This window comes from Cupriavidus sp. P-10 (assembly GCF_003402535.2).
Classification (GTDB): domain Bacteria; phylum Pseudomonadota; class Gammaproteobacteria; order Burkholderiales; family Burkholderiaceae; genus Cupriavidus.
This window is the reverse complement of record NZ_AP025170.1, coordinates 2,958,229-2,973,674: the sequence shown is the minus strand read 5'-3', so window position 1 is coordinate 2,973,674 and position 15,446 is coordinate 2,958,229. Positions and strand designations below refer to the sequence as shown.

At 67.5% G+C, this 15,446-nt stretch carries 14 protein-coding genes; 7 read left to right on the top strand and 7 right to left on the bottom strand.

What is annotated here, in order from left to right; genetic code table 11:
* The first annotated feature begins 128 nt into the window (after window positions 1-128).
* From CTP10_RS13675 to CTP10_RS13660, 4 genes are read left to right on the top strand one after another with little or no spacing between them, the layout of a single operon-like run.
* On the top strand, window positions 129-1,457 hold the full coding sequence (locus CTP10_RS13675) for an MFS transporter (protein WP_116318060.1): 1,329 nt from the start codon (window positions 129-131) through the stop codon (window positions 1,455-1,457).
* A gap of 55 nt (window positions 1,458-1,512) precedes the next feature.
* Window positions 1,513-2,949 (top strand): dihydropyrimidinase, encoded by a 1,437-nt coding sequence (hydA, locus tag CTP10_RS13670; protein WP_116318270.1) that lies wholly within the window; start codon window positions 1,513-1,515, stop codon window positions 2,947-2,949.
* A 44-nt stretch (window positions 2,950-2,993) separates the two neighbouring features.
* Window positions 2,994-4,391, top strand: coding sequence for an amidase (locus CTP10_RS13665; RefSeq protein ID WP_116318269.1), 1,398 nt, complete (start codon window positions 2,994-2,996; stop codon window positions 4,389-4,391).
* A 35-nt stretch (window positions 4,392-4,426) separates the two neighbouring features.
* The gene (locus CTP10_RS13660) at window positions 4,427-5,170 is read left to right on the top strand and encodes an aspartate/glutamate racemase family protein (RefSeq protein ID WP_116318059.1); all 744 of its coding nucleotides are present in this window, start codon (window positions 4,427-4,429) and stop codon (window positions 5,168-5,170) included.
* A 63-nt stretch (window positions 5,171-5,233) separates the two neighbouring features.
* Here the strand turns inward: CTP10_RS13660 and CTP10_RS13655 are convergent, their stop codons facing one another.
* The 4 genes from CTP10_RS13655 to mutL all read right to left on the bottom strand — a co-directional run bounded on the left by CTP10_RS13655 (window position 5,234) and on the right by mutL (window position 9,680).
* Entirely contained in the window at window positions 5,234-5,980 is a 747-nt protein-coding gene (locus CTP10_RS13655; protein ID WP_116318058.1) for a GntR family transcriptional regulator, read from the bottom strand.
* A gap of 111 nt (window positions 5,981-6,091) precedes the next feature.
* Window positions 6,092-6,607 (bottom strand): GNAT family N-acetyltransferase, encoded by a 516-nt coding sequence (locus CTP10_RS13650; protein ID WP_116318057.1) that lies wholly within the window; start codon window positions 6,605-6,607, stop codon window positions 6,092-6,094.
* 56 nt (window positions 6,608-6,663) lie between these two features.
* Complete coding sequence (miaA, locus tag CTP10_RS13645) at window positions 6,664-7,632, bottom strand: tRNA (adenosine(37)-N6)-dimethylallyltransferase MiaA (RefSeq protein WP_116318056.1); 969 nt, start codon at window positions 7,630-7,632, stop codon at window positions 6,664-6,666.
* Window positions 7,633-7,679: 47 nt separating this feature from the next.
* Window positions 7,680-9,680 (bottom strand): DNA mismatch repair endonuclease MutL, encoded by a 2,001-nt coding sequence (gene mutL / locus CTP10_RS13640; protein WP_116318055.1) that lies wholly within the window; start codon window positions 9,678-9,680, stop codon window positions 7,680-7,682.
* A 165-nt stretch (window positions 9,681-9,845) separates the two neighbouring features.
* On the opposite strand from mutL, the gene CTP10_RS13635 reads away from it, so the two are divergent.
* Window positions 9,846-10,499: a VTT domain-containing protein gene (locus CTP10_RS13635; RefSeq protein ID WP_116318268.1), complete on the top strand. Its 654-nt coding sequence runs from the start codon at window positions 9,846-9,848 to the stop codon at window positions 10,497-10,499.
* A 28-nt stretch (window positions 10,500-10,527) separates the two neighbouring features.
* Here CTP10_RS13635 and CTP10_RS13630 read toward each other — a convergent pair whose 3' ends face one another.
* Both CTP10_RS13630 and murJ read right to left on the bottom strand, forming a co-directional pair.
* Entirely contained in the window at window positions 10,528-11,376 is an 849-nt protein-coding gene (locus tag CTP10_RS13630; protein ID WP_116318054.1) for a SirB1 family protein, read from the bottom strand.
* Between the two features lie 52 nt (window positions 11,377-11,428).
* On the bottom strand, window positions 11,429-12,979 hold the full coding sequence (gene murJ, locus CTP10_RS13625) for a murein biosynthesis integral membrane protein MurJ (protein ID WP_116318053.1): 1,551 nt from the start codon (window positions 12,977-12,979) through the stop codon (window positions 11,429-11,431).
* Between the two features lie 351 nt (window positions 12,980-13,330).
* Here murJ and rpsT point away from each other — a divergent pair, with 351 nt between their 5' ends.
* Entirely contained in the window at window positions 13,331-13,600 is a 270-nt protein-coding gene (rpsT, locus tag CTP10_RS13620; RefSeq protein WP_063240209.1) for a 30S ribosomal protein S20, read from the top strand.
* A gap of 126 nt (window positions 13,601-13,726) precedes the next feature.
* On the opposite strand, the gene CTP10_RS13615 is transcribed toward rpsT, so the two are convergent.
* Window positions 13,727-14,026 (bottom strand): DUF3579 domain-containing protein, encoded by a 300-nt coding sequence (locus CTP10_RS13615; RefSeq protein WP_063240208.1) that lies wholly within the window; start codon window positions 14,024-14,026, stop codon window positions 13,727-13,729.
* 429 nt (window positions 14,027-14,455) lie between these two features.
* Between CTP10_RS13615 and argF the strand changes: the two genes are divergently transcribed.
* Complete coding sequence (gene argF / locus CTP10_RS13610) at window positions 14,456-15,379, top strand: ornithine carbamoyltransferase (protein ID WP_116318052.1); 924 nt, start codon at window positions 14,456-14,458, stop codon at window positions 15,377-15,379.
* The last annotated feature ends 67 nt before the right edge of the window (window positions 15,380-15,446 follow it).

Sequence of the window (15,446 nt, the reverse complement as noted above, 5' to 3'; positions counted from 1 at the left end):
TATGGCGGTTTATGGCCTAATGTACTGAGCAAAGGCGAGGCACACGCATGCCCCGTCCGGAGACACCCCAGCGCGCAGCCGGAGACGGTTGCGCAGCGGGCAAGGCCAGGGACCATTGGAGGACCACCATGCAAGCAGTCAGCATCGACGCCGCGGAAAAAGGCGCGTCGGCCCAGAAACAGTCAGTGGCGCGCGTCGCCGGGGCCAGCCTTGCTGGCACCACGCTGGAGTTCTACGACCACTTCATTTACGGATCGGCCGCAGCGCTGGTCTTCCCGAAGCTGTTTTTCCCGCAGAGCGACCCGCTGACCGCGACCCTGCTGTCGTTCGCCAGTTATGGCGTGGCGTTCGTGGCGCGGCCGCTGGGCGCGGCGATCTTCGGCCACTTCGGCGACAAGATGGGCCGCAAGTCGATCCTGATCATCACGCTGCTGATGATGGGCCTGGCCACCTTCGGCATCGGCCTGCTGCCGACCTACGCCGCGGCCGGCGCGCTGGCGCCGCTGCTGCTGGTGCTGCTGCGCGTGGTGCAGGGCCTGGCGCTGGGCGGCGAGTGGGGCGGGGCGGCGATCATGGTCAACGAGCTCGATCCCGAAGGTAAGCGGCGCGGGATCCTCGGCAGCCTGGTGCAGTTGGCGGCGCCGATCGGCCTGCTGCTGGCCAACGGCGTGTTCGCGCTGGTGACGTGGCAGGTATCGGAAGAAGCGTTTCTCAGCTGGGGCTGGCGCGTGCCGTTCCTGATGTCGGCGCTGCTGGTCGGCGTCGGGCTCTACATCCGCTCCAACGTGCAGGAATCCGGCATGTTCGAGAAGCTGGAGGAATCGCATGCCGAAGCGCGCGCACCCATCATGGAAGTGCTGCGCAACTACAAGAAGCAGCTGCTGATCGCGTTCGGTGCGCGGCTGGGCGGCGATATCGCCTTCTACGTATTCACGCTGTTCCTGCTGTACTTCGTGCCGACCAAGCTGGGCCTGCCCAAGAGCATCGCGCTCAATGCGGTGCTGCTGGGCGCGGTGGCGCAGATCCTGTTCATCCCGGTCGCCGGCCTGCTGGCTGACCGCATCGGGCGCCGCCCGGTGCTGATGATCGGCGGCATCGGCGGCGCGGTGTGGGCCTTTGTCTTCTTCGCCATGATCAAGACCGGCAGCCCGGCCCTGATCATGCTGGCCTCGTTCGTCGGCATGGTGCTGGTGTCGTTCATGTTCTCGCCGCTGGCCTCGTTCCTCCCCGAGCTGTTTGCCACCCGGGTGCGCGTCACCGGTGCCTCGCTCGGCTTCCAGTTCGCCGGCGTGTTCGGCGGCGCACTGGCCCCGCTGATCGCGGTGGGCCTGCTCGACCGCTACGGCAGCACGGCGCCGGTGGCGATCTACCTGGCGGTGGTGTGCGCGCTGATCGCAGTCGCCGCGGCCGCCGCACGCGAAACCGCGCGCATGCACCTGTCCGACGCAGACCGCTGAATACAGCCCCGGGCGCGCCGCGCGCGCCCCCCAATTTCCTTACGTGACGAACATCGTGAAACAGTTTGACCTGATCATCCGCAACGGCACCGTGGTGACCGCCAGCGACACCATGCAATGCGACATCGCCGTCAACGGCGGCCGCATCGTGCAGCTCGGCCTGGACTTGGGCGAAGCCGCGCAGGTCATCGACGCCAGCGGCAAGCTGGTGCTGCCCGGCGGCGTCGATGCGCACTGCCACCTGGACCAGCCCATGCCGGAGGGCCTCAGGATGGCCGACGATTTCCGCACCGGCTCAGTCTCGGCCGCATGCGGCGGCACCACCACCGTGATCCCGTTTGCCGCGCAGGAGAAGGGCCATTCGCTGCGCGCGGCGGTGGACGACTACCATCGTCGCGCCGGCGGCAAGTCGGTGGTGGACTACGCTTTCCACCTGATCGTTGCCGACCCGACCCATGCCGTGCTGCAGGACGAGTTGCCGGGGCTGATCCGCGAGGGTTATTCGTCGTTCAAGATCTACATGACCTACGACGACCTCAAGCTCGACGACCGCGAGATCCTCGAGGTGCTGTCGGTGGCGCGCCAGGAAGGTGCGCTGGTGATGGTGCACGCCGAGAATTCCGACTGCATCGCGTGGCTGACCGACAAGCTGGAGGCCGCCGGCAACACCGCGCCGCGCTTCCATGCGCTGGCCCGGCCGATGGCGATCGAACGCGAGGCCACGCACCGCGCCATCACGTTCTCCGAGCTGGTCGACGTGCCGATCCTGATCGTCCACGTCTCCGGCAAGGAAGCGGTGGAGCAGATCCGCTGGGCCCGCAACCGCGGCATGAAGATCTTTGCCGAGACCTGCCCGCAATACCTGTTCCTGACCGCCGAGGACCTGGATCAACCCGGCTACCACGGCGCCAAGTGCGTCTGCAGCCCGCCGCCGCGCGACCGCAGCAACCAGGAGGTGATCTGGGACGGGCTGGCCGACGGCCTGTTCACGATCTTCTCATCCGACCACGCGCCGTTCCGCTACGAAGACCCCGAGGGCAAGAAGCCCGGTGGCAAGGAGGTGCCGTTCCAGTACATCCCGAACGGCATCCCGGGCCTGGAAACCCGCCTGCCGCTGCTGTTCTCGGCGGGTGTCAACGGCGGGCGCATCTCGGTGAACCAGTTTGTGGCGCTGACCTCGACCAATCCCGCCAAGCTGTACGGCCTGCATCCGCGCAAGGGCACCATCGCCATCGGCGCCGACGCCGACCTGGTGCTGTGGGACCCGCAGCGCGAAGTGCAGATCCGCAACACCGACCTGCACCACGCGGTCGACTACACGCCGTATGAAGGGCTGCGCGTGACCGGTTGGCCGGTGACCACGCTGGTGCGCGGCAAGGTCGTCGCGCATGAGGGCGAAGTGCGCGCCGAGGCCGGCCATGGCGAGTTCCTGCCGTGCGCGCTGCCGGAGATGGCGCGGCCACGCTACCGCACCTCGGGCGGCAGCCTGTGACGGTGCGGCCTGGCATTTCCGATGATTTGACCGACACTGCCGATATGGAACTGACCAACAGCCTGGACGCCGCCGCCATCGCCGGCCGCGTGGCCGCCGGCCGCCTCGATCCCGCCGAGGTGGTGGCCGCGTTCCAGGCCCGCATCGCGGCGCGCAACGAGCAGCTCAACGCCGTCTTCGAACAACGCCAGGAACTCATCGATGCCGACCTGGCGCAGTTGCGCGCGCGGCTGGCGCAGGGCGAGCGCCCGCTGCTGGCGGGCGTGCCGGTGATCGTCAAGGACGTGATCTGGAGCCAGGGCCGCCGCGTCACGCAGGGCTCGCAGCTGTACCGCGACTTTATCGCCCCGGCCGATGCGATTGCCGTCGAGCGCCTGCGCCGCGCGGGCGCGATCGTGCTCGGCATGGGCAATACTTCGGAATTCGCCTGCAAGGGCCTGACCACCAACAAGGTCTACGGCCTGACGCACCATCCGCTCGACGCCACGCTGACCGCTGGCGGGTCGTCCGGCGGCTGCGCAGTGGCAGTGGCCGCCGGCATGGCGCCGCTGGCGCTGGGCACCGATGGCGGCGGCTCCAGCCGGCGCCCGCCCGCGCACGCCGGCGTGGTCGGCTTCAAGCCGTCCTACGGCGCGATCCCCGACGCGGTCGGCTTTGCGCACGCCTTCAACGGCATCCAGGTGATCGCGCCGATCACGCGTACCGTGAGCGATGCGGCGCTGATGTTCGAGGTATTGGCCGGCGCCGATGCGCGCGATCCCGATACGCTCGGCTTCAGCCTGGCAGCCGAGCGCCCGCTGCATACGCTCAGGATCGCTATGAGCCCGCGGCTGGGCTTCGATACGCCGGTCGACGATGACGTCGCCGAGGCCTGCGCGAACGCGGTGGCGCGGCTGCAGGCTGCCGGCCTGGGCATCGAGCTGGCCGATCCGGTCTGGCCGCAGGGCGCCGACGAGGCAGCGCTGATGCCGCTGCAGCATGTCGGGCTGGCCAATCTCTACGGCGAAGCCTGGCGCCGCGATCCGGACGTGTTCGATCCCGACGTCGCGCGCCAGATCGAGCGTGGGCTGGCGTGGACCGGCGCCGACGTGGCGCGCGCGCGCGAAGCCAGCCACCAGATCGCGCTGGCCATGGCGGAATTCTTTACCCGCTACGACCTGCTGCTGTGCCCGACCACGCCGTGCGTGGCGTGGCGCAACGACCGGCTCGGCCCGGAACGGATCGGCGGCGTTGCCGTCGAGCCGCGCGCCCATGCGGTATTCACCCCTTTCTTCAACCATGCGCTGGCCCCGGCCATCTCGGTGCCTTGCGGCAGCGGCCGCGACGGCCTGCCGGTGGGCCTGCAGATTGCGGGCCCGCGCGGCGCCGACCGCACCGTGCTGGCCGCCGCCAGGCTTGCCGAACGCGTGCTCGCGGCGCGGCCCGGCGTCGCCAATGGCTAACTTCGGAAAACTACGGAACCACGGATAACAACGATATGCGAATCCTTGTCCTCAATCCCAATACCAGCGAAGGCATCACCGCGCGGCTGATGGCCGCGGCCACGCCGGTGGCAGCGCCCGGCACCGAGCTGGTGCCGCTGACCGCCAGCCGTGGCGTGCCCTATATCGCCACGCGCGCCGAGGCGCAGATAGGCGGCGCCATCGCGCTGGAGATGCTGGCGGAGCGCCACACGGAATTCGACGCAGCGATCATCGCCGCCTTTGGCGATCCCGGCCTGATGGGCGCGCGCGAACTGTTTGACCTGCCGGTGGTGGGCATGGCCGAGGCGGCCATGCTGTCGGCCTGCATGCTGGGCCGGCGCTTCTCGATCGTTACCTTCGCGCGCGCGCTCGGGCCGTGGTACGAGGAGTGCGTGGACATGCATGGCTTGCGCGGCCGGCTGGCCGGGATCCGCATGCTCGACGGCAGCTTTGCCTCGGTATCGGACGTGCAGGAAGAAAAGGAAGCCGTGCTGGTGGAGCTGGCCAACCGCGCCGTGGTGGAAGACGAGGCCGATGTGGTGATCCTGGCCGGCGCACCGCTGGCGGGCCTTGCCGCGCGCGTGCGCGACCGTATCCCGGTGCCGGTGGTCGACCAGATGGCCGCCGCGGTCAAGCAGGCAGAGGCGCTGGTTGCGCTGCAGCCGCGCAAGGCCACGGCGGGAACGTTCCGTCGTCCGGGTGCCAAGCCGACGATCGGCCTGGCGCAGGCGCTGGCGGCGCGCATCGAGCACCGCTGAGCGGGCTATCACCACCTTGTCACCACCGCGTCATTCCCGCGCGCCGCGGGAATGACGCCGGCCTTACACCGCGGCGAACACCGCTTCCAGGTCCACTTTCTCTTCAGCCGGCAATTCCAGCCGCAGCGTGCTCTCGACATGCCCGAGGTGCTCGTCCATCAGCCGCGCCACGCGCTCGCCATCGCCGGCTTCCAGCGCATCGACGATATCGTCGTGCTCGTGATGCGGGCACGAGGGCACGCCCGGGGCGTCATACAGCGCGATGATCAGGCACGTCAGCGAGCACAGCTCGCGCATGTACTTGCCGAGATACTGGTTGCCGGTCAGTTCCGCCAGCCTGCAATGGAATTCGCCGGACAGCCGGATGATGGCGCGCCGGTCGTTGCTGTCGCGCGCCTGCGCTTCCTCGCGCGTGGTCGCGCGCAGCGCCTGCAGCCCCGCCGGACCGATCGCGCCGGCGAGGTCGCGCACCAGCGCCGGTTCGAGCAGGCGGCGCGAATGCAGCACCTGCCGCGCTTCGGCCACGCTCGGGCTCGATACAAAGGTGCCGCGGTTCGGGTGCACGGTCAGCACACCCTCGTGGGCCAGCTTGCCAAAGGCCAGCCGCACCTTGGTGCGGCTGACGCCGAACACGCCGCCCAGTTTTTCCTCGACCAGCTTGGTGCCGGGCGGCAGCCGGTGTTCCCAGATCGCGGTCAGGATGCGGTCGGCGATTTCCTCTACCGATGCACCGCGCGCGTTGTCCGCATCGGCTTCATTGGCGTTGCCCAGCGCGGGCGCGGCAGGCTGGTCGGTTTTGGTTCGTGGCATGGCGGGTCGGCGCGGGTGGTCCGAAAAAAAGACATTCGGTGCCGTCATTGTATGGCGGCTTGCCGTCAAGTGTATAACACCGGTGGTGGACCGGTTGCCGCGCCGGCGGATTTACTTCGATTGGCCCAGCTTGGCCAGCGCGTCGCCGGTCACGCGGCAAATGCGCCAGTCGGGCAGCACGTCGGCGCCCATGGCCTGGTAGAAATCGATCGACGGCTGGTTCCAGTCCAGCACCGACCACTCGAAACGGCCGCAACCGCGCTCGACCGCCAGCGCGGCCAGGTGCTGCAGCAAGGCCTTGCCCAGGCCGTGGCCACGCCAGGCCGGGTCGACGTACAGGTCTTCCAGGTACAGGCCGGGCCTGGCGAGGAAGGTGGAAAAATTATGGAAGAAGAGGGCGAAGCCGACCGCCCTGGGTGCGCCGCCGGTTTCGACTTCAGTTTCCACTTCGACCAGCACTGCCTCGGCGTGCGGCGTGGCGCCGAACAGGGCTTCCTGGATCTTTTGCGGGGTGGCTTCGACGATATGCGTCAGCTTCTCGTACTCGGCCAGCGCAAAGATCAGGTTGAACAGGGTTTCGCTGTCGGCAGCGGTGGCGGGGCGCAGGGTGAAGGCGGGTCTGGACATGTCTGGCGATCGGGAAGAGCAGGATCCGCGATTATCGCCTGCGCATCACATTGCCGTCAGCGGCCGAACTCCGCCAGCTTGCGCACCTCGTCGACATAGCCTGGCGCCAGGCAGTCCACCACCAGCCGCTCCGGCGTGCTGCGCAGCCAGGTCAGCTGGCGCTTGCACAGCTGGCGCGTGGCGGCGATGCCGCGCTCGCGCATGGTGTCGTAGTCGCACTCGCCGTCGAGGTATTCCCACACCTGCCGGTAGCCGACGCAGCGGATCGACGGCAGCCCCGGATGGAGGTCGTCACGCATACGCAGGCGGCGGACTTCGTCGAGAAAGCCGCTGGCCAGCATGGCGTCGTAGCGCTGCGCGATGCGCGCATGCAGTGCCAGCCGGTCCGAGGGCTCGAGCGCGATCACGCGGTAGCGCTGGTCGGCGGCGCCGGCAAAGGTGCGGCCCTCGGCCTGGCGGGCCAGCAGCGCCGACATCGGCTGGCCGGAAAGCCGGTGGATTTCCAGCGCGCGCTGGATGCGCTGCGCATCGTTGGGCGCCAGGCGCGCCGCGGTAACGGGGTCGACTTGCGCCAGCATGGCGTGCAGCGCCGGCCAGCCTTGTTCCGCGGCAAGCTGGTCGAGTTCGGCGCGCACGGCGGGGTTGGCCTGCGGCAGGTCGTTCAGCCCCTGCGTCAACGCCTTGTAGTAGAGCATGGTGCCACCCACGATCAGCGGCACGTTGCCGCGCGCGCGGATCTCGCCGATCAGGCGCTCGGCATCGGTGACGAACTGCGCGGCGGAATAGCTGTCGGCCGGGTCGATGATGTCGACCAGGTGGTGCGGCGCAGCGGCCAGTTCCTCAGGCGTGGGTTTGGCCGTGCCGATGTCCATCTCGCGGTACACCAGCGCGGAGTCCAGGCTGATGATCTCCACCGGCGCGTCGGCCGCCAGCGCCAGCGCGGCGGCGGTCTTGCCCGAGGCGGTGGGCCCGAGCAGGCAGACCACGGGCGGAAGCGTGGTGGAATCGTCAGGTACGGCGGACATCGTCGGCAGGTCGGTGCAAATCGGTGCGAATCGGTGGAGTGCGCAGCTTACTGGCCGCGAAGGAACAGCCGGTCCAGCTCGGTCACGGTCAGCTGCACCCAGGTCGGGCGGCCGTGGTTGCACTGGTCGGCGCGCTCGGTCTGCTCCATCTGGCGCAGCAGCGCGTTCATTTCCTCGATGGTGAGCTTGCGGTTGGCGCGCACCGCGCTATGGCAGGCGAGCGTGGCCAGCAGTTCGTTGCGGCGCTCGGCCAGCACGCGCGAGCCGCCGTAGGCGTGCAGGTCGCGCAGCACGTCGCGCGCCAGTGCTTCGGCGTCGGCCTGTTGCAGCAGCGCGGGCACGGCGCGCACTGCCAGCGTGGTTGGCGATACCGGCGTGATGTCGAAGCCGAGCAGCGTCAGCGTTTCCTGGTGCTCCTCTGCCGCGCCGATCTCGACCGGGCTGGCGGGCAGCGTGACCGGGATCAGCAGTGGCTGCACGGCCAGGTCGCGCGCATCCAGGCCGGCCTTGATCTGCTCGTACAGGATCCGTTCGTGCGCGGCGTGCATGTCCACCAGCACCAGTCCGCGCGCATTCTGCGCCAGCACATAGATGCCGTGCAGCTGGGCGATGGCGTAGCCAAGCGGGTGGTCGTCAGTGGCGTCTGCCGCGTCGGTGGAGGCCTGTGGCAGGCGGTCGAGCAGGCCGGGCGGCTCGTCGGCGCGCGCGGCCTGCGCATCGGCCAGCCAGGCGGGCGGCTGAGCCGAAGCGCGGGGCAAGCCGCCACCGGAAAAGCCGCCACCGGCCACGCCATAAGGACGCGGCGCTGGCGCGGTCGCGTCGCGCACCATGCCGAGGTAGGCCTGGCGTGGCTGTGCGATGCCGAGCTCGGTCTGCCGCGCCGCCGAGTAATTGACCCACTGGCCACCGCTGCCACTGCCACTGCCACCACCACCGCCGAACGGCGGTCGCGCGCCAGAAGCTGCCGCGGCCGGCAGCCGGATCTCGCCGTCGTCATCGGTATGCAGGCTGTCGCCCTTCTCGCCGGCCTGGCGTGCCAGGCTGCGCTGCACCGCGTGATAGATGAACTGGTGCACCGCCCGCGATTCGCGGAAGCGCACTTCGATCTTGGACGGGTGCACGTTGACGTCGACCATCTCCGGCGGCAGGTCCAGGCACAGCACGTATGACGGGAAGCGGTCGCCGTGCAGCACGTCCTGGTAGGCGCTGCGCACCGCGTGGTTGAGCAGCTTGTCGCGCACGAAGCGCCCGTTGACGAAGAAGTACTGCTGGTCGGGCCGCCCGCGCGACGCGGTGGGCAGGCCGGCAAAGCCGTACACGTGCAGCGCATCGGCCTGTTCGTCCAGCGGCAGCCGCGCCCGCGCGAAGTCGCCGCCCAGCACCTGCGCGGTGCGGGTGGCGACGTCGCCGGCGTTCCAGTGCTCCAGCGGCTTGCCGTTGTGGTGGACCGAGATGGCCACGTCGGGCCGCGCCAGCGCCACCCGGCGCACCATCTCCAGGCAATGCCCCAGCTCGGTTTGTTCCGATTTCAGGAACTTTCGGCGCGCTGGCGTGTTGAAGTAGAGGTGCTGCACGTCAACCGAGGTGCCGACCCCGCCAGACGACGGCTGTACGGTGCCGGTATCGGCACTGACCTGCGTGGCATGGGCATCGGCCGCGGTGCGGCTGGTCAGCGCAAGCTGGGATACCGAAGCGATCGAGGCCAGCGCCTCGCCGCGGAAACCCAGTGTCAGTACCGATTCCAGTTCGTCGAGCGACGCAATCTTGCTGGTGGCGTGGCGCATCAGCGCCACCGGCAACTCGGCGGCAGGGATGCCGCAGCCGTTGTCGGTGATGACGATGCGCCGCACGCCGCCTTCTTCCAGCCGGATGCCCAGCTGCGAGGCACCGGCGTCCAGCGCGTTTTCCAGCAGCTCCTTGACCACCGAGGCCGGGCGCTCCACCACTTCGCCGGCGGCGATCTGGCTGATGAGCTGGTCCGGCAACGGACGGATCGGGCGCGGCAGCTGGGTAGTGCGAAGGGGGCTTTGGCGGGCGGAATCAGGCATCCGGCGATTATACGTGGCCGTCCACGCAGAGTCGGCGCCCACCAGCCCGTGACAAGTGGCGGAGGGGCGCGCCGGCTCTTGTATGATTCAGGCAAAGGCGGCATGCGCCGCGTGGACTTCTGTGCAGTCAACCAAACCATAACGGGGAACGACTTGGAATTCGCTTTGCAGCTCATCGACATGCTGGTTCATGTCGACAAATACCTCGGCACCGTCATCGAGCAGTATGGCCACTGGGTCTATGCCATCCTGTTCCTGATCGTGTTCGCCGAAACCGGGCTGGTGGTCCTGCCGTTCCTGCCGGGCGACTCGCTTCTGTTTATCGCCGGCGCCTTCTGCGCGACCGGCGCCATGAACGAGTGGGCGCTGGTGGGCCTGCTGCTGGTGGCGGCCATCACCGGCAATACCGTCAACTATTGGGTGGGCAGCTGGATCGGACCCAAGGTGTTCGACCACCAGTGGCGCTTCCTGGACCAGGATGCGCTGCGCCGCACACATGATTTCTACGAGCGGCATGGCGGCAAGACCCTGGTGATGGCGCGCTTCGTGCCCATCGTGCGTACCTTCGCGCCGTTCGTCGCGGGCGTGTCGCAGATGACCTTCGCACGCTTCCAGTTGTTCAATGTGCTCGGCGCGGTCGCCTGGGTGGTCGGCCTGGTCTTTGCCGGCTACTTCTTCGGCAACCTGCCGTTCATCAAGCAGTACCTGAACCTGATCGTGCTGGCGGGGATCGGCGCCGCGGTGGTGCCGCTGGTGCTGGGCGGGCTGTGGAAACTGGTGCGCGGCAATCGCCGCCGGCCCACGCGCGTGGAGCGCTGAACCGCCTGTAGTCTCGGACGCAGCCTCGTCAGTTGAGGGTGCGGCTCATCATGCGCAGTGCCGGCATGCGCTCGCGGATCTGGCCGATATCGGCGGCATCGGGGCGCGCCAGCACATACGCTTCCAGGTCGGCCAGCGCCGGCCGGAAGCACTCCAGGTTGGCATACGCCAGCCCGCGGTCGCGCACTTCCTCGATCGAACCCGGCAGCAGGATCACCAGGCGGTTCTGCACGGCCAGCAGCCGCTGCCAGCGTGACTCCTGGAGGTAGATCGCCTTCAGGTTGCGCAGCATGCGCGCGATGATCTCGCGATGGCTGGCCGCGCGCAGGAACAGGCCCAGCGGCACCTGGCCGGAATCGGTGATGCCTTCGCGCTCCAGGTACGGGTCCAGCATTTCCTGCAGCTGCTCCTTCGACAGGGTTTCGCCGGTCAGCGGGTCCAGGATCACCTCGCCCGCCGGGATGGTCATGCGCAGCAGGAAATGATTGGGGAACGACACCCCCTTGAGCGGCAAGCCGATCTGCTGGCCCAGTTCCATGAACAGCACCGCCAGCGAGATCGGGATGCCGCGCCGCTGCCGTACCACCACATTCAGGTACGAGTTGTCCGGATCGTAGTAGTCGTTCGCGTTCGGGCCGAAGCCGAGGTCGCGATAGAAGAAATGGTTCAGCAGGCGCAGTCGCTGGATTGCCGGGGTGCCTTCAGCGATCCGCCGCTTCAGGCGCAGCGCCAGAACGTCCAGTGCGGCCAGCTCAGCCTGCAGGTCCAGGTCCGGATAGGCATCCTGTGCGATGGAGAGTGCGGTCTCGGTCAGCGGGATGCCGTTTTCGTCGGCCACGAGGCTGGCGAAGTAATCCAGGACTTTGGTGGATGTCATATCGGATTCCCGGTGCGGCCAGGGGCGCCGCGCGTAGCGTGGGTCACCACGCCTAGGCGGCGCGCCGCTTGAAGGCGGAATAGCGCAGTCCCATGAGCCACAGTGTACCGAAGTAGACCACCGCTGCAAGTACCAGGCACGACGCGAGCAGCGCGATGCGCAGCAGCGGCGTGGCGCCCAGGCCGATCCAGTCGAAGTTGCGCGTAAACCACAGCAGCATGCCCGACAACAGCAGCACCGAGGTACCCAACTGTGCCAGGAACAGCCACCAGCCCGGCGCCGGCTTGTACAGGCCGCGCCGGCGCAGGCCGAAGAACAGCAGCAGCGCATTGATGGTGGCGCCGGCACTGATCGACAGCGCCAGCCCGGCATGGCCGAGCCACGGCACGAACGCGACGTTGCATGCCTGCGTGATCACCAGCACCAGCAGCGCAATCTTGACCGGAGTGCGGATGTCCTGTCGCGCATAAAAGCCGGGGGCCAGGATCTTGATGGCGATCAGCCCGAGCAGGCCGGTGCCGTACGACACCAGCGCCTGGCGCGTCATCTCGACGGCGTGCGCATCGAACTTGCCGTAGTGGAACAGCACCGCGGTCAACGGCGCGCCGAACACGAACAGCCCCACCGCGCAGGGGACCGCCAGCAGGAAGGTCAGCCGCAGGCCCCAGTCGAGCAGGCCGGAGTACTCGGCGTGGTCTTCCGTGGCACTGGCCTTCGACAGGCTGGGCAGCAGGATCGTGCCCAGCGCCACGCCCAGCAGCGCGGTCGGGAATTCCATCAGGCGGTCGGCATAGGTCAGGTACGAGACGCTGCCCGCGGCCAGGTGCGAGGCAATATTGGTATTGATGATCAGGCTGACCTGCGCGACCGATACCGCCAGCAGCGCCGGTCCCATCTGGCGCAGGATGCGGCGCACGCCGGGATCGGACCAGGCGGCGCGCACATTGAAGCCCAGGCGCGGCATCATACCCAGGCGGCGCAGCGCGGGTACCTGGATCGCCAGCTGCAGCACGCCGCCGACCAGTACGCCCCACGCCTGCGCGTAGATCGGCTGGTCCATGTGCGGGCCGACGAACAGGGCGGCCACGATCAGGCACAGGTTCAGCAGCACCGGCGTGAACGCCGGCACGGCAAACTTGCGCCAGGTGTTGAGAATGCCCGAGGCCAGCGCCACCAGCGAAATCAGGCCGATGTACGGGAACATCACCCGCGTCATGAAAACCGCGGCGGTATAGGTCTCGCTCTGTCCGCGGAAGCCCGTGGCCACCGCCGTCATTACCAGCGGCGCACCGATCACGCCGAGCAGCGACACTGCCATCAGCACCCAGGTCATCACCGTGGCGACCGCGTCGATCAGCGCCTTGGTCTGCTCCTCGCCACGCTTGCCGTGGTATTCACCCAGGATCGGCACGAAGGCCTGCGAGAACGCGCCCTCGCCGAAGATGCGGCGCAGCAGGTTGGGGATACGGAAGGCGACGTTGAACGCGTCGGTCATCTCCGACGCGCCGAAGGCGCGAGCGATCAGTATCTCGCGCACAAGGCCGGTGATGCGCGACAGCATCGTCAGGCTGCTGATAGTGGCGAGCGCTTTGAGCAGGTTCAAGGTGTGGATCGGAGCGGGACGGTGGATCGGTGCGGGCGCGTGCCGCCGGGCGGCGTGCGCCGGGCGAGGCACCCAGGACGCCTATCAGACGTGGGCAACGCGGTAAAGTTGCCGGCTCGCCACGCGCACCGGCGCGATGTGGCGCATATTATACGGATCGCCCGCCGCAGGCCCCGCACGCGCCTGCAAAGTCCCAGCAGCCTTGCGCGGCGAGTCAGTCTCTGTGTATAATCGCCGATTCACAAGGACAGTTGCGTTCCGGATTCGTGTGTCAGTGCATCCCGGGTCGCTCGATATGACTTAATTGTTGTGTCCCCCGCGGCACGCATCTGAATTCAGGATAATTTCGAAATGGCAAATTCCGCACAAGCTCGCAAGCGCGCCCGCCAGGCCGTTGCCCAGAACGCTCACAACTCCAGCCTGCGCTCGCGTCTGCGCACCGCCGTCAAGGCCGTCCGCAAGGCTATCGACGCCGGCGACAAGGCTGCCGCAGCCGAGGTCTTCAAGAACTCGCAAGCTGTGATCGACAGCATCGCCGACAAGAAGATCGTGCACAAGAACAAGGCTGCACGTCACAAGTCTCGCCTGTCGGCCGCCATCAAGGCCATGGCTGCCGCCTGATTGTTGCGTGGGTCGCCTCGGCGGCCCGGCAGCGGCGGAACCCAGGTTCCGCCAGACAAAAAAGCTCGTCATCCGACGAGCTTTTTGCTTTTCCGGCGCCAGCTTTTCCGGCGCCTCATGCCGATGTCATTCGAGCGAGCAGGCCTCGACCAACTGCAGGTTGTTGTCCCGCGCAAAGTTCAGCACGAAATCCAGCGCCTTGGGTTCGATGTCGCGCAGCCGCACATCCACCACCACGCATTTGACGTTGCCGGCGAAGATGGGACGCACGTAAGGGGAATAGGTCAGGCGGGGGTCGCCGGTGTCGCCTTCGGGGCGGAACTGCGCCATCACGCCGCACAGTCGTTCGGCCCAGTCGCTCGGGCGGAAGGTCTTGCCTTCCTTGGTAATGCCTTGGATAAAGTATTCGCGAACGTTGGGGTTCATGAGGCTGGACACTGCGGGTGAGGCGACGACTCGACGGTTAAACCCGCGGAAACGGGCGCCCGTTTGACGCGGCTGGGGCGCGTTTGGTTCGCGCTTTTTCCGGCCGGGAAGGCGGGGCGTCGGTGTCTGCGGGGGCACTTTTGATGCCGGCGGCGCGCAGCGGCATGGGTATGCCGGGGCCCCGCGTGAATCAGCCAGTATTATATCTTATATAAGACTTGCGCATAAGGGCCGAATCCTGTCAGGAACCTGTCAACGCGGTTTGCACGGCGCCTGTCACGGGTTGTCCCGGGCTGGGCAAAGCAGAAATAATCCCTTATGATTCTTGCAGTTAAATTGCGTATGCGACGCGAAAGGCGGCTCCGCGGCGCGCTCAGGTCATGAACACTTCGTGACGGCGCGTCCCCACCGAGCCGCCTTCTTTGTTTTATGAGCCCAACCCCGATCAAGCATTACCTCCAGTTCAGCGACTTCACTCCCGACGAGTACGAGTACCTGCTGGACCGCGCGCGGATCCTGAAGGCCAAGTTCAAGAACTACGAGACCTGGCACCCGCTGCATGACCGCACGCTGGCCATGATCTTCGAGAAGAATTCCACGCGTACGCGCCTGTCGTTCGAAGCTGGCATCCACCAGCTCGGCGGCCATGCGGTGTTCCTGAACACCCGCGACTCGCAGCTGGGCCGCGGCGAGCCGATCGAGGATGCGGCGCAGGTGATCTCGCGCATGGTCGACATCATCATGATTCGCACCTTTGGCCAGGACATCATCGACCGCTTTGCCGCGCACTCGCGCGTGCCGGTGATCAACGGGCTGACCAACGAATACCACCCGTGCCAGGTGCTGGCCGATATCTTCACCTACATCGAGCAGCGCGGCAGCATCCGCGGCAAGACCGTGGCGTGGATCGGCGATGCCAACAACATGGCCTACACCTGGATCCAGGCAGCCGAACGGCTGGGCTTCACCTTCAATTTCTCGGCGCCGCCGGGATACCAGCTCGATCCGGCCATGGTGCCGGCGTCCGCCGCCAGCCTGGTCAAGGTCTTCGAAGATCCCCTCACCGCCTGCCAGGGCGCGAGCCTGGTCACCACCGACGTCTGGACCAGCATGGGCTTCGAGGCCGAGAACGAAGCCCGCAAGCGTGCCTTCAAGGACTGGATGGTGACCACCGCGATGATGGACCGCGCCGAGCCCGACGCGCTGTTCATGCACTGCCTGCCGGCGCACCGCGGCGAGGAAGTCGAGGCCGCCGTGATCGACGGCCCCAAGAGCGTGGTCTGGGACGAGGCGGAAAACCGCCTGCACGTGCAGAAGGCGCTGATGGAATTCCTGCTCTGCGGCCGCTACTGAGCGCGCGCGGAGTGAACAGGGGAGGGGCCGCGATGGCCCCTCTTTTTACGTGCTTTTCAAGACAGTG

Bases quoted from the DNA above. Each gene is read 5' to 3' on its own strand.
- CTP10_RS13665 (WP_116318269.1), top strand. From the start codon at position 2,994: ATGGAACTGACCAACAGCCTGGACGCCGCCGCCATCGCCGGCCGCGTG.
- mutL (WP_116318055.1), bottom strand. From the start codon at position 9,680: ATGCCTGATTCCGCCCGCCAAAGCCCCCTTCGCACTACCCAGCTGCCG.
- CTP10_RS13650 (WP_116318057.1), bottom strand. From the start codon at position 6,607: ATGTCCAGACCCGCCTTCACCCTGCGCCCCGCCACCGCTGCCGACAGC.
- miaA (WP_116318056.1), bottom strand. From the start codon at position 7,632: ATGTCCGCCGTACCTGACGATTCCACCACGCTTCCGCCCGTGGTCTGC.
- CTP10_RS13660 (WP_116318059.1), top strand. From the start codon at position 4,427: ATGCGAATCCTTGTCCTCAATCCCAATACCAGCGAAGGCATCACCGCG.
- CTP10_RS13615 (WP_063240208.1), bottom strand. From the start codon at position 14,026: ATGAACCCCAACGTTCGCGAATACTTTATCCAAGGCATTACCAAGGAA.
- CTP10_RS13655 (WP_116318058.1), bottom strand. From the start codon at position 5,980: ATGCCACGAACCAAAACCGACCAGCCTGCCGCGCCCGCGCTGGGCAAC.
- argF (WP_116318052.1), top strand. From the start codon at position 14,456: ATGAGCCCAACCCCGATCAAGCATTACCTCCAGTTCAGCGACTTCACT.
- CTP10_RS13675 (WP_116318060.1), top strand. From the start codon at position 129: ATGCAAGCAGTCAGCATCGACGCCGCGGAAAAAGGCGCGTCGGCCCAG.
- CTP10_RS13630 (WP_116318054.1), bottom strand. From the start codon at position 11,376: ATGACATCCACCAAAGTCCTGGATTACTTCGCCAGCCTCGTGGCCGAC.
- rpsT (WP_063240209.1), top strand. From the start codon at position 13,331: ATGGCAAATTCCGCACAAGCTCGCAAGCGCGCCCGCCAGGCCGTTGCC.